This is a genomic window from Ancylomarina longa, from assembly GCF_003996985.1.
In the GTDB taxonomy this organism is placed as follows: domain Bacteria; phylum Bacteroidota; class Bacteroidia; order Bacteroidales; family Marinifilaceae; genus Ancylomarina_A; species Ancylomarina_A longa.
On sequence record NZ_RJJX01000001.1, the window covers coordinates 55346 to 80365 of the forward strand.

The 25020-nt window shown below is 35.9% G+C and carries 23 protein-coding genes, 1 tRNA gene and 1 pseudogene; 13 read left to right on the forward strand and 12 right to left on the reverse strand.

Annotated elements, in window-relative coordinates; all coding sequences use genetic code 11:
* Positions 1-171: 171 nt before the first annotated feature.
* Entirely contained in the window at positions 172-675 is a 504-nt protein-coding gene (locus tag DLK05_RS00220) for a DUF6155 family protein (protein WP_127341957.1), read from the forward strand.
* Here DLK05_RS00220 and DLK05_RS00225 read toward each other — a convergent pair.
* From DLK05_RS00225 to DLK05_RS00240, 4 genes are all read right to left on the reverse strand, one after another.
* Positions 667-1611 (reverse strand): NAD(P)H-dependent flavin oxidoreductase, encoded by a 945-nt coding sequence (locus DLK05_RS00225; RefSeq protein WP_127341958.1) that lies wholly within the window; start codon positions 1609-1611, stop codon positions 667-669. The two genes, DLK05_RS00220 and DLK05_RS00225, sit on opposite strands and share 9 nt — an antisense overlap.
* Before the next feature lie 321 nt (positions 1612-1932).
* A complete protein-coding gene (locus DLK05_RS00230) occupies positions 1933-3804 on the reverse strand; it encodes a glycoside hydrolase family 13 protein (protein ID WP_127341959.1) in 1872 nt (623 codons plus the stop codon).
* 212 nt (positions 3805-4016) lie between these two features.
* Positions 4017-4098, reverse strand: a tRNA-Leu gene (locus DLK05_RS00235).
* Positions 4099-4262: 164 nt separating this feature from the next.
* A complete protein-coding gene (locus DLK05_RS00240; RefSeq protein ID WP_127341960.1) occupies positions 4263-4616 on the reverse strand; it encodes a hypothetical protein in 354 nt (117 codons plus the stop codon).
* A 207-nt stretch (positions 4617-4823) separates the two neighbouring features.
* On the opposite strand from DLK05_RS00240, the gene mnmE reads away from it, so the two are divergent.
* The 4 genes from mnmE (at position 4824) to arsB (ending at position 8686) form a co-directional block, all read left to right on the forward strand.
* Complete coding sequence (mnmE, locus tag DLK05_RS00245) at positions 4824-6221, forward strand: tRNA uridine-5-carboxymethylaminomethyl(34) synthesis GTPase MnmE (protein WP_127341961.1); 1398 nt, start codon at positions 4824-4826, stop codon at positions 6219-6221.
* A gap of 600 nt (positions 6222-6821) precedes the next feature.
* Entirely contained in the window at positions 6822-7154 is a 333-nt protein-coding gene (locus tag DLK05_RS00250) for an ArsR/SmtB family transcription factor (RefSeq protein WP_127341962.1), read from the forward strand.
* A 29-nt stretch (positions 7155-7183) separates the two neighbouring features.
* Complete coding sequence (locus tag DLK05_RS00255) at positions 7184-7603, forward strand: arsenate reductase ArsC (protein WP_127341963.1); 420 nt, start codon at positions 7184-7186, stop codon at positions 7601-7603.
* Positions 7604-7609: 6 nt separating this feature from the next.
* Positions 7610-8686, forward strand: a complete 1077-nt coding sequence (arsB, locus tag DLK05_RS00260) for an ACR3 family arsenite efflux transporter (protein ID WP_148114095.1) — start codon at positions 7610-7612, stop codon at positions 8684-8686.
* 75 nt (positions 8687-8761) lie between these two features.
* Here arsB and DLK05_RS00265 read toward each other — a convergent pair whose 3' ends face one another.
* The gene (locus DLK05_RS00265) at positions 8762-9067 is read right to left on the reverse strand and encodes a hypothetical protein (RefSeq protein WP_127341965.1); all 306 of its coding nucleotides are present in this window, start codon (positions 9065-9067) and stop codon (positions 8762-8764) included.
* A gap of 622 nt (positions 9068-9689) precedes the next feature.
* On the opposite strand from DLK05_RS00265, the gene DLK05_RS00270 reads away from it, so the two are divergent.
* The 7 genes from DLK05_RS00270 (at position 9690) to DLK05_RS00300 (ending at position 18144) form a co-directional block, all read left to right on the forward strand.
* Positions 9690-11675, forward strand: a complete 1986-nt coding sequence (locus DLK05_RS00270; RefSeq protein WP_127341966.1) for a proton-conducting transporter transmembrane domain-containing protein — start codon at positions 9690-9692, stop codon at positions 11673-11675.
* Positions 11675-12595, forward strand: a complete 921-nt coding sequence (locus DLK05_RS00275) for a respiratory chain complex I subunit 1 family protein (RefSeq protein WP_209319624.1) — start codon at positions 11675-11677, stop codon at positions 12593-12595. The genes DLK05_RS00270 and DLK05_RS00275 overlap by 1 nt, the downstream gene beginning before the upstream one ends.
* Positions 12596-12601: 6 nt before the next feature.
* A complete protein-coding gene (locus DLK05_RS00280; RefSeq protein ID WP_127341968.1) occupies positions 12602-13231 on the forward strand; it encodes a hypothetical protein in 630 nt (209 codons plus the stop codon).
* Positions 13232-13234: 3 nt separating this feature from the next.
* Positions 13235-14659, forward strand: coding sequence for a proton-conducting transporter transmembrane domain-containing protein (locus tag DLK05_RS00285; RefSeq protein WP_127341969.1), 1425 nt, complete (start codon positions 13235-13237; stop codon positions 14657-14659).
* 6 nt (positions 14660-14665) lie between these two features.
* A complete protein-coding gene (locus DLK05_RS00290) occupies positions 14666-16177 on the forward strand; it encodes a hydrogenase large subunit (protein ID WP_127341970.1) in 1512 nt (503 codons plus the stop codon).
* A 46-nt stretch (positions 16178-16223) separates the two neighbouring features.
* Positions 16224-16973 (forward strand): NADH-quinone oxidoreductase subunit B family protein, encoded by a 750-nt coding sequence (locus DLK05_RS00295; protein WP_127341971.1) that lies wholly within the window; start codon positions 16224-16226, stop codon positions 16971-16973.
* 118 nt (positions 16974-17091) lie between these two features.
* On the forward strand, positions 17092-18144 hold the full coding sequence (locus tag DLK05_RS00300) for a quinone-dependent dihydroorotate dehydrogenase (protein ID WP_127341972.1): 1053 nt from the start codon (positions 17092-17094) through the stop codon (positions 18142-18144).
* 81 nt (positions 18145-18225) lie between these two features.
* Here the strand turns inward: DLK05_RS00300 and DLK05_RS18515 are convergent.
* The 7 genes and pseudogenes from DLK05_RS18515 to DLK05_RS00335 form a co-directional block, all read right to left on the reverse strand.
* A pseudogene (locus DLK05_RS18515) lies at positions 18226-18914 on the reverse strand (IS256 family transposase); the annotation flags it as partial.
* Between the two features lie 33 nt (positions 18915-18947).
* Positions 18948-20246, reverse strand: a complete 1299-nt coding sequence (gene rimO / locus DLK05_RS00310) for a 30S ribosomal protein S12 methylthiotransferase RimO (protein WP_127341973.1) — start codon at positions 20244-20246, stop codon at positions 18948-18950.
* Between the two features lie 136 nt (positions 20247-20382).
* Positions 20383-21333 carry a signal recognition particle-docking protein FtsY gene (gene ftsY / locus DLK05_RS00315; RefSeq protein ID WP_127341974.1) on the reverse strand — a complete coding sequence of 317 codons (951 nt, stop codon included), beginning with the start codon at positions 21331-21333 and terminating at the stop codon, positions 20383-20385.
* 155 nt (positions 21334-21488) lie between these two features.
* Positions 21489-21644 (reverse strand): DUF4295 domain-containing protein, encoded by a 156-nt coding sequence (locus DLK05_RS00320; RefSeq protein ID WP_127341975.1) that lies wholly within the window; start codon positions 21642-21644, stop codon positions 21489-21491.
* Positions 21645-21651: 7 nt separating this feature from the next.
* A complete protein-coding gene (gene rpmG / locus DLK05_RS00325; protein ID WP_127341976.1) occupies positions 21652-21834 on the reverse strand; it encodes a 50S ribosomal protein L33 in 183 nt (60 codons plus the stop codon).
* A gap of 13 nt (positions 21835-21847) precedes the next feature.
* Positions 21848-22090, reverse strand: a complete 243-nt coding sequence (gene rpmB, locus DLK05_RS00330) for a 50S ribosomal protein L28 (RefSeq protein WP_127341977.1) — start codon at positions 22088-22090, stop codon at positions 21848-21850.
* A 289-nt stretch (positions 22091-22379) separates the two neighbouring features.
* Positions 22380-23261 (reverse strand): YitT family protein, encoded by an 882-nt coding sequence (locus tag DLK05_RS00335; protein WP_127341978.1) that lies wholly within the window; start codon positions 23259-23261, stop codon positions 22380-22382.
* A 626-nt stretch (positions 23262-23887) separates the two neighbouring features.
* Here DLK05_RS00335 and DLK05_RS00340 point away from each other — a divergent pair.
* Positions 23888-24619, forward strand: a complete 732-nt coding sequence (locus tag DLK05_RS00340; RefSeq protein WP_127341979.1) for a hypothetical protein — start codon at positions 23888-23890, stop codon at positions 24617-24619.
* The last annotated feature ends 401 nt before the right edge of the window (positions 24620-25020 follow it).

A 25020-nucleotide genomic window follows, 5' to 3' on the forward strand; every position in this document is an offset into this window, starting at 1 on the left:
GTAACAGAAAGCAACTAATAAGTAAAGAAATTTGGCTAATAGGATACTTTCTATTTCTGATTTATGGATTTCAATCCAAAGCAGAAATAAGACGAGATACCGAACGCTTGATCCTAATTCCATGAAATCAAAATTCCTTACTAACTTTACCTCCCAAATTTACAGGACAAGATGAGCAAACGAGAATTAAAAGAATACATTCATCAGCTTACGAAAACGCAGCTTCAGGAGCAAATAACCGATTTGTATTCCAGATTTAAGGAGGTGAAGGAGTTTTACGATTTCGCCTTCAATCCAAAGGAGAACAAGCTTATGGAGGAATGTAAATTTAAAATTTCGAAGGAATACTTCCCGGTGAATGGACGCAAGCCTAAAATGCGAAGATCGGTGGCTCAGAATTATATTCGTCATTTTAAAAGACTTGGTGTGGATAGTTCGCTTATTGCGGATGTGATGCTGTATCATATTGAAATTGCGCAGACCTATCGTTCGGAACAATATATCCGACAGGAGGCATTTTATAAAAGCTTACTGAAATCTTTTACCGATGCAATTGCCTTTATTCGCGATCATGGAATGGAAGTGGATTTTAGATCTCGCCTTGAACATATTGCGGATAAGGTATCGGAGCAAAACTGGATGAACGCCAGAGGATTTGAGCATGCCTTAAATTAAATCGCGAATCACCTCTTTTACCGATCGGATATTTTTTACCGATTCAATGCCAGGACCCGCACACCAAACATTATTGTAACTCGCCTGAAAGGCTGATTTTCTCACTTTCTGCATACCTTGCCATGCCAACACCATTTTAGCAAACTTTTTAAAGAAGGAACTGTGATTTACCAGCCATTCCCAAAGGTTTGCTTTGGTTCCAATTTCGCGAACATAGGCTGTGTTGATCACTGTTAATGCCGATCCGGTTAGTTTTGTGGTTTTCACAATATCATTCGCACCAAAATGGAGCATGGCTTTTTTGTAAGCATAGGAAACTTTCGATTCGTCGGTGGCTATAAAAATTGTGCCCACCGAAACACCGGCAGCACCCCACTCCATCACTTGTTTAATATCCTCGCTACTGGTGATGCCTCCTGCTGAGATAATGGGCAGATTCGTGTTTTTCTTGAGCTGAGTAATCAATTCTTTGGCCAGTAAATTCCCACAATGTCCGCCAGCCATAGCATTCACAGCAATAATTGCATCAGCACCCAGCTTTTCTACTTTTTTGGCATAGCTAAGATCCACCACATCACAAAAAACCTTAATTCCTTTTAGTTTGCAGGCTTCAATTACTTCCTTAGGATTTCCCAGAGAGGTGATGATATAATCTATATCAAGCTCCAGCAAAGTCTTCAATTGGGATTTGTATTTGGGATTCGATCGATTCACAATCAGGTTTACTCCAAAAGGCTTCGAACTACTTTTCCTGATCTCTGTAATTGCAGCCTTTAGTTCCTTTGTTGTTCGATAATTCAGCGCGGGAAAAGCCGCAGTACAACCGGATTCAAGTGCCGCTATGGTCATTTTTGTGTTGGAAATTAAAAACATCGGTGCCAATAAAATGGGATGCTCTATATTCAATATTTCTGCTAAACTGCTCCGATCTCTCATAGGTTTTAATCTTTGGAAGAAGATACAAAGATTTTTGCTAGCTGTGGAAGCAAAAAAAGTGCAATTCTTTTTATAGAACTGCACTTTTCAATGAATTTATCTCGACTTTTTGTATGATTAGAAAATTGCTGTTTGAAATAGATACATAGAACACGGATTAAACAGATCTTCACAGATTTTTAAAATCCGTGCTTATCCGCTAAAACTGTGTCATCTGCGTGCTATAAATATTGTCCCGCTGCAAACCTGAACTTGTTGTGAAAATCCCTGTAAAGAAATCCTCAGGAGTAATATTAAAATATATCTGCTCATAGCTATTTCCTATTTGTCTATTTCAATTAATAGAGCACTTCTTCCGGCAACTTTTACACTATCTTTTAATATCACCTTTGCCCCACTAAGTACATTCCTTCCTTCGCTGGCATCCCCTATTACTTCAGCACGGAATTTATCTAAAGCAATAGTTTTTGCTTCTGCATTTTTATTCATGATCAGCATTACAATTTGCTTATCCGTGTAACGAAATAATGTATAGATACTATTATTGTAGATGGGAGCAAAATGCTTGAGTTTACCTGTGTGAACAGCTTCGCAGCCCTTTCTCCAATTGAATAATTTTTTCACCAGTTGCTGCGCTTCTTTTTGCTGATTGCTAAGACCTGCTCCGGTAAAAGCATTCACCTGATCGCCTTTCCAACCTCCGGGGAAATCGGATCGGATGATACCATGATCTGTTGTTCCCGGATTTTTCATTAATATTTCTGTACCGTAATAAATCTGCGGAATTCCTCGCGTTACAGCGATATAGGTGATGCCCATTTTGTACAAATCAAAATCTTCATTTATTTGAGTAAAGAAGCGGCTCATATCGTGGTTATCCGGAAAGACAACCAAATTCATGGGATCAGCATACACAAAATCATTGGCCAATGTGCTATACAATTTCACAATTCCGTGACCATATATATTTTCATCTCCATTTAAGGATTCAACCAATGCGTTCTGTAGGGGAAAATCCATCAATCCCGGCAAGTAGGATTTATAACCATTGGGATTTTGCTTACCGCGTTGCCAAAAGGCCACGATAGATGGATTGGTTGACCATTCTTCCCCTACCATATTAAAATGTGGGTATTCGGTCATAATGGCTTTGCTCCAGTTGCTCATGAAATCCTTATCGGGATAAGGATAGGTATCTTGTCTGATACCTCCCAAATGTGCGTATTCAATCCACCAAATGGCATTTTGAATCAGATAGGTAGCCATCAAATCATTTTTCTGATTCAGGTCGGGCATGCTCTTTACAAACCATCCGTCGGAATGCAATTTCTTATCAAAATCAGAAGCATATGGATCTTGAATCGTTTCGCGGTGATGAATCGTTGGGTGATAGTCTCCCTGAAAATTAAACCAGTCATCTGTTGGCAGATCCTTCACCCACCAATGCCCGGAGCCACAGTGATTTTCGATCATATCCATAATTAGTTTGATACCTTTTTTGCTTGCTATCTCAGCCAACTCACGATATTCCTCGTTTGTTCCAAAACGTGCATCAATCTTGTAATAATTGGTAGTAGAATAACCATGGTAGGAAAATACAGGTTGATTGTTTTCCAATAAAGGATTAATCCAAATGGTAGTGAATCCCATTTCTTTAATGTAATCCAGACTATTAATGATTCCCTGTATATCGCCACCATGTCGACCATTTTTATCCATACGATTCGCTTTCTCCAACAACCCTTCTACCGTATCATTCTTTGGATTTCCATTCACAAAACGATCTGGAGTAATTAAATAAATAGCATCACTGGCATTGTATCCTTGTCTGTCTGCAGAACCCTTTTCGCGTTGCAATAGCTTATAAACGTAAGTCAAAACAGTTTTACCGTTCTTCTGGAATTTAATATCGAAGGCTCCTGACTTTGCATCTGCTGCAATTCGAAGATTCATAAACAGATAATTCGGTGATTTTACGCTAATTACGCGCTCTATGCTCACGCCCGGATAATCTACTACCGGTTGATAATCAGAAATATCTTTCCCGTAAATCATCAGTTGTAAATTTGGGTTTTTCATCCCGATCCACCAAAAAGCAGGTTCAACCCGCTCCGGAGCCTTGCTTGCAATTGCACCAAATCCTCCCATGAGGAAAATTACCAATAGACTTAAATATCTCCACTTCAACTTCATTGTTTTGATTGTTTAGTGTTTTCCATAAACTATATTTTCACAAATTATCTGCATGCAATATCGAATACGATTGACTCATCTGCAATTTTATTCCACAAAGTACTTGTTACAATGGGGATACAACGAATTTGCTACTAGGAAAATTATTGGAGGAAAGAGATTCAGTGCTTAGAAATAAAAAAAACCGAAACACTTAAGTTTCGGTTTTTTTGTGCGGATGAAGGGACTCGAACCCCCACGCCCTAAGGCACTAGATCCTAAGTCTAGCGCGGCTACCAATTACGCCACATCCGCGTTTATTTCTGATTGCGATGCAAAGATGGGCAATTTTTCTTTACACTACAAAGCTTTTTTTGAAAAAAAATAACGGAGAACTGCCTATTCATAGGCAATACAGAAATAATCGCCTGATTTATAAGATGTCAACTGAATATTTTTTTCAAATTAATTTTCAGATTTTATGCTTCGATTTTATTCAATACAAAAACGCCAAAACATTCGTGATTATCGTAGCTATGTCCTACAATCTGATTTTGAGAATTTAAGACTCCTTCCCAGGTGTCTAAATAGTAATCGAATTCCTTCTCCACATCTAACAATGCTACAGAAGTTCCGTTAATGATAAAATTAGCTCCATCGAAGCTTCCTTCTATTTCTTGCTGAACACGAAAGGGAGTCTCCCCTTCAATTCTCTCTGTATATACCATTACTCCTGTTAATTTGTCTTCTTCCTGCTTAAATTCTCCAAATCCTTCATCTGTTCCAAATCCAAAATCCTCATTAAAAGTCCATCGACCAGTCAAATTCTTCATAAACACTCCCTGTTATCCTATTTTATTTTGCTGCAAATGTAGTTAAATTGCAATTCATATGGGAACCCTGACAGCGTAGTGAATCTTTACCATATCTCTTCTAGCAATTTTCTATAACTTACCAATATCTACTACTAGTTTCTGTCATTTATTTCCATCATCCCCCCGAAATCTTATATCTTTGCAGCATATTTATAATTAAAATTCATGATCGATCAATCTACTATATGTGCAATCTCTACGGCTCCCGGTAATGGAGCAATTGCAATTGTGCGTCTATCTGGCGCTAATGCTCTGGATATCTCGAATAAAATTTTTCATTCCAGCAAAGCCAAGGATTTAAAGGAACAAAAAGCGAATACAGTTCATTTTGGCACTATTCAGGAGGAAGATACTATTATTGATGAAGTATTGCTCAGCATCTTCAAAGCTCCCCATTCCTATACCGGTGAGGATAGTGTTGAGATTGCCTGCCACGGCGCTCCTTTTATTCAGCAACGTATATTGCAGGTTTTATTAAAGAATGGTGCACGCATGGCCAGACCCGGTGAATATACGCAACGTGCCTTTTTAAATGGCAAAATGGACTTGTCGCAGGCCGAAGCAGTTGCTGATTTGATTGCATCCAGTTCCGCTGCGGCTCACCGAGTAGCGCTTCAGCAAATGCGAGGTGGTTTCTCTAACGAGCTTGCTGCTTTGCGCGAGAGGTTATTAAATTTTATTTCTCTGGTAGAATTAGAGCTTGATTTTGGAGAGGAAGACGTAGAATTTGTCGATCGATCTCAATTAACCAAACTGGTGATTGAAATCAGAAATCTAATTCAAAAACTTGTAGATTCCTTTGAACTGGGTAATGTTATCAAAAATGGCGTTCCTGTGGCTATTGTAGGAAATACCAATGTTGGTAAGTCTACCCTCTTAAATGCTCTTTTGAACGAGGATCGTGCCATTGTTTCGGACATAGCAGGCACTACCCGGGATGTTATAGAGGATACTATTAATCTGGGTGGCATTACCTTTAGGTTTATCGATACAGCGGGTATCAGAACTACGCAGGATAGAATAGAAAGTATGGGTATTGAACGCACCTACAGCAAGATGAAGCAGGCAAAGGTTGTGCTTCTATTAGTAGATACAGATCGCGATATCCTTAGCATAAATGAATCTATCACCAATGTGAATAAAACCATTGATCGCAAAGCACAACATCTGGTTGTTTGCGTGAATAAAATTGATTTGATAGCCAATCCGCAACAAATTGCTAACGAAATTAAAGGTTTAAATCCTGCAGATAAACTGTTATTTATATCTGCCAAACAAAAGCACAATATCGAATCGCTAATTAATGAATTGCTTCGATCGGTAGAGTTGGATAAAGTCAATGAACAGGATGTAATCGTTACCAATATTCGCCACTTCGAGGCGCTTAAAAATGCCTTGGGAAGCATTTCCCGGGTTCAGGATGGTATCGGAAATCAAATTCCCACCGATTTTCTGGCCCAGGATATTCGCGAATGCCTGCACTTTCTGGGTGAGATTACCGGTGACATCAGCACTGATGAGATCTTGGGTAATATCTTCAAGAATTTCTGTATCGGGAAGTAAAAATTCAATCCCCTTCAAAATTAAAACATAAAGAACGTACTGAAACAATGCCATTTGGAAGTAATATGTGGTTATTCCCAGTCTGTGGATATTAAAAATCCTTCTTACAATGAGGATTCAGGGAGGTTTTATGAAGAGAATCTGACAAATCCCATAATAGATAATTGCAAACCTGACAGATTTCAAAAATCTGTCGGGTCTTTTAGAATTCTCATATCTTACAGCTCAACCAGATCCAGTAGGTATATTTATGTCTCGGCTTCTTTTATCTACAAAAATATATTTCGAGCCATACCTCCTCGAGTTTTTCCACTGTTAAATCAACTTCATCACTTATTTCCTGCATTCCAATTTTACCTTTCTAGTTAAAAGCTAAATCTATTCTGTCGATTCATTCTACTTCAATCGAATATTGAGAATAAAATTTGAACAATTTGTAGTCTTTTTCTTTTACGATAGGAATTCCTATAATTTTAGTAGGAAGCCAGAGCCTTCTAGAACAGAAGCTTTCCGGTTATTTAGAAAGAAATTACATTTTTAATGACGTAAATATACGTCATTAAAAATATTTGACGTATATTTGCGTCAAATAAAACAACAATGGCACAAGCAAAATCAGAATTATTTAAAGAGGAACTAAGTGTAACTGCTAGATATTTTAAGGCGTTGGCACATCCAGCACGTGTACAAATCTTGCAATTTTTAGCAAAATCAAAATCGTGCATTACCGGTGATATTTCAGATGAATTGCCACTTGGAAGAACAACCGTTAATCAACATATCAAGGAATTGAAAAAAATAGGTTTGATTACCGGGCATATAGAAGGGGTGAAAACAAAATATTGTTTAGATCCTAAAGGAGTAACTGAACTAAAAAAAGTATTGCAGCTATTTATCGAGGAACTGGATGTAAAAGATTATTGCTGCGATTAAATTATTAAACAAACCATTAAATATTAGTAATGAAAATTTTAGTCTTATGTACCGGTAATAGCTGTCGTAGCCAAATGGCACACGGCTTTTTACAATCTTTTGATAAAAATCTTACAGTTCGCTCAGCTGGCACCGAAGCTTCGGGTAAATTAAATGCCAATGCAGTAAAAGCGATGAATGAAATTGGTATCGATATTAGTAAGCACACCTCCGATTCTGTCGATTTATATCTCGATCAGGAATGGGATTACGTAATTACCGTTTGTGGTGGTGCCAACGAAGCTTGTCCTGCATTTATGGGTAAAGTTAAGAACCGCATTCATATCGGATTTGACGATCCTTCGCATGCTGAAGGTAGCGAAGATTTCATTTGGAGTGAATTTATTCGCGTTCGCAACCAAATCAAAGATGCATTTTATAAATTCTATCAGGATAACATTAAAAAATAAAAGATTATGCCATCAAAAAAACGCTTAAAGTTTCTGGATCGTTATCTCACCATATGGATTTTTTTCGCTATGGCGATAGGTGTATTATCAGGATATTTTTTCCCTGCAATCGCTGACTTTTGGGAAGGCTTAAAATCCTCTCCCGAGAGCACTACCAATCTGCCCATTGCAATAGGCTTAATTCTGATGATGTATCCTCCTTTAGCAAAGGTGAAATATGAAGAATTGGGTGACGTGTTCAGAAATTACAAAGTACTTTCTTTATCCTTAGTGCAAAATTGGGTGATCGGACCAGTATTGATGTTCACTTTAGCAATTGTATTTTTTAAATTATTCCCCGGCGAGAATAATGCCAACCTACCATATATGTATGGTATCATCATGATTGGTTTGGCTCGTTGTATTGCCATGGTAATTGTATGGAATGATTTGGCGAAGGGAGATACGCAGTATGCAGCTGGTTTGGTCGCTTTCAACTCTATTTTTCAGGTTATTTTCTTTTCTATTTATGCCTATGTATTTATTGCAATACTACCTGGCTGGTTTGGTGTTCCTACCAATAATGCAGTGGAAAATATTACCATTAGTGCAATAGCTGAAAGTGTATTCATTTATTTGGGAATTCCTTTTATTGCAGGTTTCCTTACCCGATTTATTTTGATTCGAGTAAAGAGCAAGGAATGGTATCATCGGAAATTTATTCCTAAAATCAGTCCGCTTACGCTTATTGCATTACTTTTCACCATTATCGTGATGTTTTCTCTAAAAGGAGAATATATCATCAAAATCCCGATGGATGTAGTCCTAATTGCTATTCCGTTGTTGGTGTACTTTGTTATCATGTTTGTACTTTCCTTCTTTATGAGTAAGAAGATTGGAGCGAATTACGAGCAATCTACCACCCTATCGTTTACAGCTGCTAGTAATAACTTTGAACTGGCTATTGCGGTTGCTATCGCTATTTTTGGAATGAACTCCGGAGAAGCTTTTGCAGCAGTAATCGGGCCTTTGGTAGAAGTTCCGGTGATGATTGCTTTGGTGAATGTGGCCTTTAAATTCAAAGCAAAATATTTTTGTGCATAAAATTCAAGGCATTCAAAATAAAAAAGAGAATCTTTCGGGATTCTCTTTTTTTATGATTTAGCAATTAAACCAAATTTAATCTTTTAGGTTGCCTATAGATCGTCGAAAAGCATTGGCTCGGTCAAAAAACTCCTTGTCTTCGCCCAATTCAATGAAACGATTTACTTCCTTTCCGCATTTCCTGCATTTCCCCTTTACCAGAATATCATTCAGCCAGTTCAATATATTTTCAGTCACCTCTATCCCATCCTCACATACCTCCTTACAATGGGGACAATAAACGTTATCTTGCAGCAAAAACTTATATTCTTCTTTTTCTTGTTCATTTAAAAGAACATTCAATTGAAAGTCATTCAATTTTATCTCCTTTAACTTTTTCATAGTAGTTTGTCTCTAAAATAAATGTATTAAATCGGCAAAACACACCCTATTAATACACGATGGATACAATAATTAAAATACCTTAATAATTTTTTCGGATAGAAATAAATAGGGTGTAATCTCTCTTCCGAAGAGCATAACAAAATTAACAAAACAATTGAAAGCAAAAAGCTAATTCTTATCTGTAATGAATAGTGTGTTCAAAAAATAGGATTTAAAATTCACGATTCACTTCAGGCATAAATTTGCTCTGCTTATTTTCCTATACCATGAGACCAGGGAGTTACTCAAAGCTTTATGAAATCTAAAACGGGAAAATTCTCTTTTAATTGTAAGGATTTTCTTTATCGACTTGATTAATTAATGAAATTAAAGTACGTGCCATACCTTCTAAACACCACACAATTAGAGTTTTTCAGAAAACATATATATTTTTTAGGCTTTAACAGTTCCCGTATACTATTTTTTCTATCTTTGCAGCTTCAAAATGAGATATAGCACTCACATATTCAAAATAGGCTTTAGCCTAAAGCACACCGACCATGCTCCTCCTGCTATGGTTTAATTCTATTTGCTATTAATCTTCTTACCTTATAGTTATTATTTCATAATTCTTACTGAAATGGATATTCTCCTACTTAAATTTTTGCTGCTGTTTAGTTTAGCACTATTCTTTGTTGGTAAAAAGCATCAACATGCTCTGGCGTTTGGTATTCAAATTGTGCTTATCGCACTAACTAGTTATTGGGCTGTTAACACCTGGCTTTCTGATACTTCGGAACAGACTTTCTCTTTCCTTAGTATTTATGGACATCCCGTAAATCTCAGAATCGACTATTTGGCCTCTTTTTTCATTCTTATTGTGAATTTCACCATGCTTACCGGCATGTTGTACGCTAAAGGATATTTAAAAGCATATAGAGAACGAAAAAACCAAGTGGAATTTGGCTTGCATTACTTTAGTTTTCTCTGGTTACATATTTCCATGATACTAGTATGTTCCATTCACGATGGATATGGTTTTTTAATGACCTGGGAATTAATGTCATTAGCTTCCTTCTTTTTGGTGATATTTGAATCGGAAAATAAAGAAACCATCAAAGCAGGAATTAATTACCTAATACAAATGCATGTTGGTTTTGCTTTTTTATTGGTGGCTTTTTTATATGCTTCAGCAAGTTCAAATACAGGTCTTGGTTTTGATGGACTGGCAGCTTATTTTTCTAACCATGCTCCTTTTCCTTTATTCCTTCTTTTCTTTATCGGATTTGGTATTAAAGCAGGATTTATTCCTTTGCACACCTGGTTACCTCATGCTCACCCGGCAGCTCCTTCTCATGTATCGGGTGTAATGAGTGGCGTGATGATAAAAATCGGAATCTACGGTATTCTTCGGGTTTTAACATACATACATACCGATCTTCTACCTATTGGTGTTTTTATTTTATTCATTTCCCTGAGTTCCGGAATTTTAGGAGTTACAATAGCTATTGCTCAACATGATATTAAACGATTATTAGCCTATCATAGTATTGAAAACATAGGTATTATCGGTATAGGAATTGGTATAGGAACTATCGGATTAGCACTTCACATTCCTGTTTTAGCGGTCTTTGGATTTGCCGGCGGTTTATTACATATCTTAAATCACTCCTTATTTAAGTCGCTTCTTTTCTATGCGGCTGGTAATGTCTACCAACAAACTCATACCCGTAATATTGAGGAGTTAGGTGGATTGATAAAGAAAATGCCGAAGACAGCAATATTATTTCTTTTAGGATCATTAGCAATTTCGGGCTTGCCTCCTTTCAATGGATTTATTTCGGAATTTCTGATTTATTTCGGAATGTTTAAAGGATTATTGCTTGGTGATTTGCAAGCTGACATTTTGATTCTTGCCGGATTTTTAAGTCTGGTACTGATTGGCGGTTTGGCGGTTTTTTGTTTCACAAAAGTATTCAGCATCATTTTCCTGGGTACTCCCCGATCTGAAAAAGCAAAGCATGCCGAGGAAGTCAGTAATAGTATGCTCTTTCCTAAACTATTTATCGCGTTGTTGATCGTAGCAATTGGATTTGTGCCAACGCTTTTTATTCAACCATTAAATGAAGTGGTGAAGTTATTTACCGGTGATTTGGCAATTCCGATCTCGATAAATCCTTTATTCAATAAGATTGCAGTTGTTTATATTCTATTTGTGGGATTGATTATTGGATTATGGCTGCTCCGCAAGTGGCAACAAAATAAAAATAATATTCAGACCGGACCAACATGGGGATGTGCTTACGAAGGTGCAGATCCTGCAATTACTCAATATACGGCAAGTTCTTATGCTGATAATCTGAAAGAATTTTCGAATCTCGCAATGAATATTCATGCCCATAAGGTTGAATTTGAAGAAGCAGAAATATTTCCTTCTGAAAAAGAATTTGCCTCGCATTCATCTGATGTATTCGAGGATAATCTTATTAAAACACCTACCAATAAACTACTGGTGTATTTAGAGAAAGCCGCGATTTTTCAAACTGGGAAACTACAACATTACTTGTTGTATGCGCTTCTGTTTATATTTTTAATCTTTTTACTAACCGTATTTAATGTAATATGATGACCGTAATCGGAATAATCCTGACACTGATACTTAGTGTTTTATTTCCTGGTATTATTGCTATTACAAAAGCAAAAGTATCCGGACGTAAACCTCCTTTTATCTTACAACCACTGTTTGATATTTTGCGTCTTTTCAGAAAGACCACCATCTACAGTACTACAACTAGTTTTATTTTTCAGTTAGCTCCTCTGGTGTATTTTGCATCAGTGGTAATAGCTCTATTATTCATTCCTTTCTTCGGAGACACTGGAGTTTTTTCTTTCGAAGGCGATTTCGTCTTTTTTGCCTATTTATTGGCTTTTGGTAAATTCTTCATGATTATTGGCGCAATGGATACGGGTAGCAGCTTTGAAGGCATGGGTGCCAATCGGGAAGCTTTTTATTCTTTATTGGTTGAACCAGCTTATTTCCTATTAATGGGCTCTCTCGCATTGCTTTCTAATTATATCTCCTTTGCAGGTTTATTTTCAGCACTTCATTTCAATACCGATCTTGCTTACTTAGTGATTCCGGTTTCTGTATATGTTTTCCTATTTATTACAATGATAGAAAACAGTAGAATGCCAGTTGATGATCCTAAAACTCACTTGGAGCTAACAATGGTTCATGAGGTGATGGTTTTAGACAATAGTGCTTTTGATCTTGCACTAATACATATCGCAGGATGGCTAAAATTTGTGATTTACGGAACATTGATTGCTAACTTTCTAATCAATGGTCAGGAATCCACACTTATAAAAAGCCTTGAATTTGTGGGGATAAATATCCTTTTTGCAGTTCTTATAGGCGTAGTTGAATCATTCAGAGCCAGAAATAAATTAGCCAAAAACCCACAATGGATTATCATGTTATCTGCTTTGGCGATAATTGTTTTTATCACAACTCTGATTATCACATCAAAACTAATTCTAAATTAATAGGATATGGATTATTTTTTCATTCTCATTTTGGCCGCAACATTGGTTTTATTTGCACTTTTCGAAAGGGTAAAGAAGTTTATTTTCTTAATCAGCTTTCAAGGCATATTACTATTTGGAATAGCGTTAATCAATCTATTACATATTGATACCTTGGAACTGGTACTTATCCTATTGGAAACAATTGTAGTTAAATCTATCATTATACCGGTATTTTTAAGAAAATTGATGATACAAAACCAATTAAAAAGAGTTCATGAGGTTAATGTACCGGTTTTTTATTCCATCATTTTCACAAGTTTTTTTATACTCGGAAGCTTTTTATTAAGTAGCTTTTTACAGCTCCCAAATATTAATTCCCGAATATTTTCAATTGGTTTCGCTTCCATTATTTTTGGCATTTATTTTATCACCATACACAAGAATATATTTAGCCATTTGATCGGATATCTGATTATTGAAAATGGGATATTCCTCTTTTCAGTAGGTGTTGGTAGCCAAATGCCTTTACTTATCGGACTGGCCATCCTGCTTGATATTTTAATTGGTGTATTGATCATCGGAATCTTTGTAAATAAAGTAAAAGACCGATTTCAAAGTATCGATATAGCCCAACTCTCACAACTTAAAGATTAGAGTATGTTATTGTACTATTTTATATTTTCGCTTTTAATAAGTTTGAGTATTCTCTTTTTCAAAAAGAAAAAACTCAGTAATTCCTTAATCATCGTATTTCTTTTAGGACAAATTGCAATTACTCTTTTTGCATATCAACACATTGATCAAACTGATTCTGCCTTTTTTAAGTTTGATGCCTTGGGTATATTATTTACCATGGTTCTTAGTGTTTTGAGTATAGCATCCTTTTATTATAGTCGATTTTATCTGGATTATAAGGATAGCTCTATTAAAAATGAAAGTTACTATTACAGTCTGCTTACTCTTTTTATTGTTGCAATGACTGCTGCTAACTTCGCACAGAATATGGCTATTTTATGGGTATTTGTAGAAACAACCACTCTATTTGTAGCAGGATTGGTTTATTTTGATCGGTCGAAAATTGCCATTGAAGCTTCCTGGAAATATCTATTCATCGGATCAATAGGAATTGCAATTGCCTTTATCGGAATCTTATTTATTAGCGTGGTGGATATTAAGAATGGAGTAATGGCTCTGAATTTTGATGAGCTGATTCAACATACCAAGCAGCTTAATCCTTTATGGGTAAAAATCTCTTTTCTGTTTATACTTACTGGTTTTAGTGTGAAATTGAGTAGTGTTCCTTTATTTCCTGCATCCATTGATGCGAAGACAGTAGCTCCTGGCCCTGTTAATGCTTTAATGTCAACTGCATTAATCAATGTTGGATTTATTGCTGTTTTTCGATTTTTTGTTGTCTTTTCGCATACCGATTCTTTTCTATGGGTTCGAAATGTAATCTTAATTGCAGCAATATCTTCTTTGATATTCTCAGCAATTCAACTTTTTAAAGTGAAGCGCTATACTCGCTTGTATGCTTTTTCATCTATGGAGCATGTTAGCCTGGTTCTATTGGGACTATACACCGGTGGTATCGCATACTATGCAGCTATTCTGCATCTTGTTTTTCACTCCTTTATTAAAGCAGGTCTCTTTTATCAGATCACAGGAATCAAGCAAACCTATCATTCTGTGTGGTTTAAAGATTCGGGGAATTATTTTAGAATCCGCCCTATTGATGCTCTCGTAGTGCTTTTAGGTTTGATCTTGATTACAGCGATTCCGCCTTCCGGATTATTTTTTACAGAACTTACTATTTTTAAAGGTTTATTTCTCAGTAATAATATTTTCATAGCAATTCTTTCGCTTCTGCTATTAACTGTTATCATCTATATTATTGCAAAGAAGATTATGCATTTGCTTTACGGTGCGCAACCAAAAACTTATAAAGAGACTACAAACACATCAAATAGATATGCTTTCATTCCTGTTTTGATATTGTTTGCCTTAACTATTTTCATTGGAATTCATCCTCCTCATTTTATTTCTGAATTAATTAATTCATCTATTGTACTATTAAAGTAATTGAAAATGACAAGCTCAGAAACTACTTATAAAATCAGAAATAACCAATCCGTTCCATTAGATCGGATTCCCACATACGATTATTCGGAATTTAGAGTTTTGATGATCGACTTACTTAAAAATGGAGAAAATCATTGTGTCAATTATTTCGCATACCAATGTAATAATCGATTACAATTTATTGCTTGCGTCGCCTCGGATAGTAAAGCTATTATTCATTTGCTAGCCCATGAGATGGATTTATCTGCAACAGTAGCCTTACAAAGTCTAACTGCCGATATTCCTGCTTTGCATTTATTCGAAAGAGAAATTCACGAAAATTTTGGTATAGCTTTCACAGCTCATCCATGGTTAAAACCAGTACGATTCGCTCACAATCGTAAAAATAAAACAGCGATCAACGATTATCCTTTCTATTCCATTAAAAGTGAGGAATTGCACGAGGTAGGTGTTGGTCCTATTCATGCAGGGATCATTGAACCCGGACATTTCCGATTCATCTGTAATGGAGAAAATGTTTTGCATCTGGAAATTCAATTGGGTTGGCAACACAGAGGAATTGAGGAATTATTTGTGCAAAAGAAGAAAATTTTGGAACGTTCCACCTTAGCCGAAAATATTGCAGGAGATACTTGCATCGGTCATTCAACGGCTTTTGTAAATCTTTGGGAGGGCTTGTGTAATTATGTCCCCGATGAATCTTTGGAATTCGCCCGAACTATTGCTTCCGAATTAGAAAGAATTGCGATTCATACCGGAGATTTATCGGCTATTTGTGCAGATATAGCTTATCAACTGGGAAATGCTGTTTTTGGACGATTGCGAACTCCTATCGTTAATTTTTTTCAGGAATGGGGAGGAAATCGTTTAGCCAAAGGTTTGATTCGTGCCGGTAAAATAAATTATCCTTTTACCCCGGAATTAGCAACAAGACTTTTAGAGATATTAAAAGTTTATGAGATTGATTTTGATGAAATCTCGGCAAAACTATTCAATTTGCCAAGTGCTCTAAATCGTATGGAAAATATTGGTGAGATTAGCCCAAAAGAAGCATATATCATCGGAACTGTTGGTATGGTTGCTCGAACAAGTGGACTTAATAGAGATATACGCTCCTCACATCCTTACAATTTATATCAGAAAATGGATCACCAACCTATTATCAAGCAAACTGGTGATGTTCATGCAAGAGCCGAACTGAGAGTGGATGAAATCAAGCAATCTATTGCCTACCTTAGGCAATTGCTGAATAAGGTTCCTGCATCGAAGCAGCCCGAAGATCATCAATTTGTAAGTCCTGCAAATTCGTTTGCCATCTCCCTAACAGAAGGATGGCGAGGCGAAATATGCCATTGTGCTATTACGGATGACAAAGGAGAGCTTCTTGCCTATAAGATTAAAGATCCATCCCACCATAACTGGATGGCGCTGGCGCAAGTCGTAAGGAAAAACGAAATTTCCGACTTCCCTATTTGCAATAAGAGTTTTAACCTTTCCTATTGCGGACACGATCTGTAAGGGATAAACGTATCATTATTCAATTGACTATTCAAGGAGAAATACAATGAGCAATAATTTAAAAATACTTTGGCATCAAGGAAAGCAATTTATTCCAGATATTACTACAGCTCAAGTTCCTGGTATCTTCAGAGGAAGACCTGTAATATCTTCTGAAGATGTGGATTTGGCTGCTTTGGAGGATCTCTGTCCTACCCATGCTATTCGCATAAATCCTGTAGGTATTGATATGGGAAAATGTACGTTCTGCGGGGAATGCGCCATGCAATTTCCCAATAAAATCAAATTCACTAAAGATTATAAACTCTCAGCTACGGCAAGGGGAAATTTAATCATCAGGGAAGGAGATGAAAATCCTTTACTAATTAATCCTGATGAAATCCGTAAAGAAATTCATCGCGTATTTGGTAAATCGCTGAAACTTCGACAAGTATCGGCGGGTGGTGATAATAGCTGCGAGATGGAACTAAATGCTGTAAATAATGTGCAGTTCGACATGAGCCGATTTGGAATTGAATTTGTTGCTTCTCCCCGTCATGCGGATGGAATTGTAATTACTGGCCCTATCACTAAAAATATGACAAGACCATTACAGATATGTTACGATGCTATTCCTGATCCAAAACTGATTATTCTTGCTGGAACAGATGCTATCAGTGGTGGTATTTTTGCCGATAGTCCGGCTATAGACAGACGTTTTCTATCGGCGCATTCTATTGATCTGTTTGTGCCGGGAAATCCGATCCATCCTTTAACTTTCATCAATGGGATTCTTGCTTTAACCGGAAGGCTTTAAGATAGATAAAACGTGTAATTATTTTATTACACGTTTTTTTGTGCCTTACCAATAAAAAAGGACCTACTTGTCTTTATCATTCAATATTCCTTTTATCTTTGTATGAAATTTGATAAAGATGAGTTTTTACCACCTGTTTATTCGTCCGGTCTTGATTCAATTTTCACCGGAAACCATTCATAAGTTTACTTTTCGCTGTTTTAAATTTTTACAAAAATTCTCTCTGTCTAGAAACCTCATTTCTTTTCAGTTTCAGGTAAAGGACATCCGCTTGGAAAGAAAACTTTTTGGCTTAAAATTTCCTAATCCCGTTGGATTGGCCGCTGGATTAGACAAAAATGCGGAAGCATTTGATATTTTAGGTTGTATGGGTTTTGGTTTCGTTGAAATAGGAACGGTTACCCCAAAAGCTCAACCTGGAAATCCTCATCCTCGTCTTTTTCGAATTGTGAATGACAAAGCACTCATCAACAGAATGGGATTCAATAATGATGGACTGGATGCTGTGATTCAACGACTGCGTAAAAAAAAGACAAGTATTCTAATCGGTGGTAATATTGGTAAAAATAAGCTTACCTCTAATGAGAATGCCAAAAACGATTATCTTGAATGTTTTGAAGCTTTATATCCACATGTAGATTATTTTGTTGTAAATGTAAGTTCTCCCAACACTCCTAATTTGCGAAAATTGCAGGACAAAGAACCATTAAAGCAGCTATTAAACGAATTGATGCATCTTAATCGAAGTAAGGGAAAAACAAAACCTGTTTTATTAAAAATTGCTCCTGATGTAAGCGATGCACAATTGGATGATATTATCGAAATTGTGAAACAGACTGAAATTGATGGAATTGTTGCAACCAATACTACTATATCAAGGGAAGGATTGTCCTATCCCAAAAGTAAAATAAAGAGAATTGGTGCGGGAGGATTAAGTGGTCAACCATTGCGAAATAGATCAACGGAAGTGATTCGCTATATCCATGAAAAATCTAAAGGAAAAATTCCAATTATTGGGGTTGGTGGTATTCTAAGTAAGGAGGATGCACTTGAAAAACTGGAGGCAGGAGCATCTTTAATTCAAATTTACACCGGTTTTATTTATGAAGGGCCATCCCTAGTGAAAGCAATAAATAAAGAATTGACACTATCCCGCCAAGTGTGCAAATGATATTTTCAGGGTTAGACTTTATCGAAGTCTGACCCTATCTTCAAATATAGTTAAAAACTGATTGAGTAATATCCCCCAGTTTTAGATCGGTCTAGTCCATTTTGTGGTCGCTTCTCTTATAGCCTAATAGGCTGATTTCATTACCGCTTCGTTAGAAGGAAAGGACAAATTATTCTTGGTGTACTTTCTGATTTTCCCATTCAGATTTTCTATTAAATTGGTTGTGTAAATGATTTTTCGGATCTCCAGAGGAAACTCCTTTTTATCCTTCCACACCACATATCTACAGGTATTTCGGATTTGATGAACCATACAGATTTGAGTGGTGGCTTGTGGGAATACGTTGCGTATGGTATCGATAAATCCACTGAGATTATCTATCTGTGGCCGTAATCAGCAGATCTTCAACCCCACAAGCTTTCATATCTGTTAGGATACTCATCCAGTAAGCTGAGGATTCATTTTCACCCAACCATAATCCCAAGACTTACTTGAGTCCATCCCTACGAAATAGCAATGTAAATAGTTTTATTGATTACCTCGAGTTCTCCCTCACCTTAAAAACAATGCCATCCATCCAAACAATCAGATACACTAGTTCTAATAATCGATTTTGTCAGGCAACAATATCCCTTATTACTTTATCAGTAATAAGGGATATAGTGCTTGTGGAGAGTTCAAAACTTATAAACTTCCCAAATTTGCCGTTCGATTTCTCTATTGCTCATCCTTTTGACATAGAGCGATACAATAACATTTTCTATTCCTTTAAATGCTTAACAAGCTTCACAAAAAGATCTGAACTAAATTACAGTCCCAAATAAATCGTAATCTTCAAAATCAGTTATCTTCACTTGATAAAACTCCCCAATTTTTAAATCACAATTTTCTGCTAAGATCAGGACTTCCGGATCCACCTCGTAGGAATCAAATTCGGTTCTTCCATAAAAATAATCTCCCTCCTTTCGATCAATTAGAACCTTTAATTCCTGGCCTAATTTTTTTCGATTTACCTCCAAACTAATATCTTGTTGAATGAGCATAATGTCTTCTTTCCTTCTCTCCTTTTCTTCTAAAGAAATATCATCTTGATAATTATTTGCAGCATAAGTATCTTCTTCATTCGAATAAGGGAATACTCCTAATCGTTCAAATTTCATTTCCTGAATAAATTGCTTGAGATCAGATATATCTTCCTCTGTTTCTCCAGGATGACCAACCAACATAGTAGTTCGAAGTGTAATTCCCGGAACTTCTTCCCTAATCTTCCGAATTAATGCTATTGTTTTATCACGATCTATTCCTCTTCGCATCAATTTTAGCATATTATTACTGGAATGCTGAAGTGCGATATCAAGGTAACGACACACTTTTGGATTCTCTCGCATCAGTTTTAATATCCCATATGGAAACTGTGTAGGATAAGCGTAATGAAGTTTTATCCATTCCAGACCATCAATTTCAGATAGTTTCTCAATCAGTTCTGCAAGTTTGGATTCATTATATAAATCATATCCATAATAGGAAAGATCTTGCGCAATAACTAACAGTTCCTTCACACCATCACGAACAAGGTTACGTGCCTCTTCCAAAATATCTTCCATCGAACGAGATATATGCTTTCCTGTAATGATAGGAATTGCACAATAAGAACATTGCCTATTGCATCCTTCTGAAATTTTCAGATATGCAAAATGTTTTGGCGTTGTCACCATTCTCAAATTTTTATAATCAGGTTGATAATCCTTATGCAATTCCGTAATAATGGCTTTCCAATCAAATTTCCCGAAATACTTATCCACCTCTGGAATTTCATTCTGTAATTGATCCCTATATCTTTCCGAAAGACAACCCATTACAAAAAGCTGATCAATCTTTCCAGCTTTTTTGGCTTCTACATATTGCAGAATAGTATCTATCGATTCTTCTTTTGCATCTCCTATAAATCCACAAGTATTGATAATGATAGTTTTGGCATCGCTATTCTCCTCCTCGCAGGTTACCTGGAATTGATTTACACTTAATTGTTTCATCAATACCTCTGTATCCACAAGGTTTTTGGAACATCCTAAACTTATAATATTAATTTTCGTTTGACTCATTTAGCCTTCTCCTTTATCTGATTAAGTTTTGCAAAAGTAGGAGAAAAAAGATCTTTCTCCTATTTGATACAATTTTGGCAATCATAAGAAAAGGCCACCAAATCAGGTAGCCTTATTCTTTCATTTTCTTATTTATCTAATTAAAAAGAGAATCTACAAATTCATTTCTATTAAAAACTTGTAAATCTTCCATTCCTTCACCAATACCAATATATTTTACGGGAACTTTAAACTGATCTGACACTCCAATGACAACGCCACCTTTCGCAGTTCCATCTAATTTTGTTATTGCTAATGCATTAACCTCTGTAGCCAATGTAAATTGTTTTGCTTGCTCAAATGCATTCTGTCCGGTTGATCCATCCAAAATGAGCAATATTTCATTTGGAGCACCAGGGATAACACGATCCATCACTCTTTTAATTTTACTCAATTCATTCATCAGGTTTATCTTATTATGCAATCTACCAGCGGTATCGATAATAACAACATCCATCCCACTTTTCTTAGCCTGAGTCAAGGTTTCAAATGCAACAGAAGCTGGATCAGTACCCATTCCCTGATTCACCACAGGAACTCCAACTCGCTCCGACCAAATAATTAATTGATCTACTGCAGCTGCACGAAATGTATCAGCTGCACCTAACATTACTTTTTTTCCTGCATTTTTAAATTGATGAGCCAACTTACCTATAGTTGTTGTTTTGCCAACCCCATTTACGCCAACAACCATTATCACATAAGGATTATCTGATTTTGGCAATTCAAATGCTTCGTAATCTCCTTTATGGTTTTCCTCGAGAAGGCCAGCTATTTCCTCTTTTAATATGCGGTTTAATTCTGATGCTCCTAAGAATTTATCCTCAGCAACTCTTTTTTCTATTCGCTCAATAATTTTAATTGTAGTATCCACCCCCACATCAGAAGAAATCAACACCTCTTCCAACTCATCCAGCACATCATCATCCACGGCAGATTTACCAACAACAACACGAGTAAGTTTCTTAAAAACACTCTCCTTTGTTTTGGCAAGTCCTTTATTAAGATTTTCTTTTTTCGACTTCGAAAAACTTCCAAATAATCCCATCTTTAAATTTATTTTAGCCTGCTAAAGTACAAAAAAATGGTTAGCCAAACAATTAACAATAATTGATTTAGATCTAAATAATACAAGCTTTAATTTAAGCTATAAAAAAAGCTTCTCAATATATTGAGAAGCTTTAAAATTCAGTATAAATATCCTTACTTCTTAGCAAAGAAATCTTTAACATTTTCGTTCGGAACGATCTCTTCTTTAAAAGAGTATGAACCGTTTTTAGATGATTTCACCATTTTGATTACTTTAGCGTAACCACGGCCTTCACCTTTTTGTAGGGATGCTACTACTTTCTTAGCCATATCTCAATTATTTTATTTCTCTATGAACGGTTACTTTCTTCAAAATAGGATTGTACTTCTTCAACTCCATACGATCTGGAGTATTCTTCTTATTCTTAGTAGTGATGTATCTTGAAGTTCCAGGCATACCACTTTCTTTATGCTCGGTACACTCAAGAATTACTTGCACTCTATTACCTTTTTTAGCCATTTTCTATGCCTTTTTAATAATTTTTAATAAATCCTTTTTCTTGAGCTTTAGTTAGTGCACCTTTCAATCCTAATTTATTAATTAGGCGAACTCCGGCAGCTGAAATTCTCAACTCAATCCAGCGATCTTCCTCAGGAAGATAGAACTTCTTATCGAAAAGATTTGGATAAAATCTTCTCTTAGTTCTTCTTTTAGAGTGAGAAACATTATTCCCCACCATTACGCTCTTTCCAGTAATTTGACAAACTCTTGACATAGTCCAGATTATTTTTTTCCTTAAACGCTTTTCAAACAGGTCGCAAAATACGTAATAATTTTCTAAAAAATCAAATTATATTACAACTTTTTACAGATATTTTTCAGAATTATATTATTTGCTCAATCCACTACAAAACCAATGAATTTATACGTTATCTCATTGGTTTGTTGCAAACAATAAAATCGAATTTGCAAAAGAAATTAATTACTGAATCTCTTACTAATACAAAAGTAAAAAAATCCCTCCGAATATTTGGAAGGATTTACCTAAAAAAAGGAATTAAAAACTAGTCATTTAAGGATTTAAAACCTTCCCCGAGAATTTCATTACTATCCACAACATTAACAAATGCTTTGGTGTCTATTTTAGCAATAAAGTTTTTCAAAATCGCCATTTCCCTTCTGGTGACAACAGTGTAAATCATATTTTTCTCTTTTCCCTGATACATTCCAATACCTGAAAAAATAGTTCCGCCACGTTTGATATCTGAAATGATTTTCTCACGTATTTCGTCACATTTATCGGATATTATATACATCGTTTTATTAAGATTTGGACCTTCCACTACCATGTCAATTACTTTTCCTTCGATAAAAATAATAATCCATGAATACATGGGAAGTTTCCAATCATCAAAAGCAGCAACAGTTGTTAAGGTGATTATGCTATCCACAATAATCACCAATTGCCCTAGAGATATTTTAGTGTATTTATTTAAAATCATAGCAATGATATCGGATCCTCCGGATGTTGCTCTTGATTTAAAAATCATACCAATCCCTACACCATATACAATACCACCAAATACAGAAGAAAGCAATGCATCGTTTTCAACCAATGGAGCATAACCATGACAATAGTGCAATAATCTCATGAAGGCAGGAATAGCGAACGTGCAAATTACCGTTTTAATTCCAAATCTAGGTCCCAAAAAATAAATTCCGATGAACAACAAGGGAATATCCATAGACAATGCCGAATATTCCGTTTCCCAACCAAACAGGTGGTGAAAAACAATACCTAATCCATATGTTCCACCTGGAGCAAAACGATAAGGTTCTGCAAATAATACTGCCCCTAAGGCAAAAATAAAACAACCTCCAATTAGGTAAGAATAGGTTGTAAAGAACTCTTTTGAGAACAATTTTTCTCTGGTTACAAATGCCATTTTAATTCCGTTAGTTTAAGTGTTTAAAATTCGCCGACAAAAATAGAATCACTCCTTCGAATAACAATATTTTTTATAAATTTTTAATAACACCTAACCTCCCGATTTTCAGGCATAAACATTAATCCGGGATGTTTTTTTAAACATCTTTTCTAAAATCATCCGTAAAAGACGTCAATTATTCACTTATGAAAACAGAATCCCCATTTGTTTTACTGGTTTTTACCAATCTATATCGAAAAACATTCTTTGCTTTATCATTCACCTATGTAAAGAATTTTAGCAAAGATGCTATTAATTACATATCTGGCTGTAGCCAAAAACAAACGAGTAATCTTATATTAGGGAGTCTATGTTGTCAACAACATCTTCAATTTGCAGATTTTCCATTCGTACCATTTTACTTACTTCTATGCTCAAAAAACCATATTCATCGAAATGTCCACAACACTATCTCACGCATCGCGCCCGATTGACGGCGACCACTCAAAAATCAATTTCAAAAAAAAACACATACAAAGCCACCGATTTTTTTTGTGGCTTTATGGCATTTATGATCTTAAACATATTATTCCTTAAAAGATTCTGTTATATTTAGTCTGCTCAAAAAAAGAACTGGAAACACTATGAATATAACAAGTCTAAACATCCCTGCCGGCATTCTTAATGGCATTAAAGCAATTGAAACCAAAAAAATTATCGAACCTACTATCCCCATTGGGATTTATCTGCAGGAAGCAGAAAACCTGGTACTTTGGAGCACCGACGATTTAAATGAACTCGCAAAAGTCGGCATTACATTACAGCACATTAGTGAGCTGCGAACCCGAATTGATATCTGCCGCAAGGTGCAAACCCAATGGATTCATTACAAAGAGACTCAATCGGAGATCGAGAAGCGGTATAAGTCCAAATTGGAGCAGGCAAAACATGTAAGAAGAGAGATTCATCATGCTTTCACTTTTGCCTTTAGAAATGATTCTCAGTTGCAAGCATTGTTAAAAAAATCAAAACAGAGCAATTCCCTCGCACATATCGTTCAGGATCTGTCTGATTTGCATGCCATAGGGGAACACAACAAAGATCTTCTCGAAAAAATATCATTTAATTTTGATTTACTGAATAAGACAAAAAACCTATCGGGTAAATTGGGTTCATTGGCCGCAGATTACCACGGAAGCATCAACCAGCGAAAAGAAAACAAAGGCTTCCGCGATAAAACCTATACCTATCTTAAACACTTGGTAGATGAAATAAGAGATGCAGGTAAATTTGTATTCAAGAAGGATAAAAATCGCCTTCCGGGATATTTAATTGGTTATTATTCGAAGAAAAAAGCCATTCTGCACAAAATTTAAAGCTTCATAACCAATATTGTCCTAATTAAATTGGCGCTTCGCCCAAACCCGACTTCATTTTTTGGCTTGATCCAAAAAACAGAAGCAAAAAAGATCAAGGCTGCTTTTTAAATACCTTTCTTATTTGCCTCAAGCTTAAGTGCGGCCGGGGGATTTTCGAACAAAGTTCTCAACTTCCCGGTCTTACTAAAGCTTTCGTAAAACGAAAGATATTTAAAGAAGATGCCACTGTTCGAGCTGCTTAAAAACAAGCCCTTTATAGTATGTATTAGCCACAAACATCTTATTTGCAATAAAAAATACAAATAAACCGAAACGTTTAGGACGATATTGCTTCATAACCCCTTTTACCTGATTCCTGCACAAAAATTGCTTATTTATAGATTGTTTACTTTTTCCTT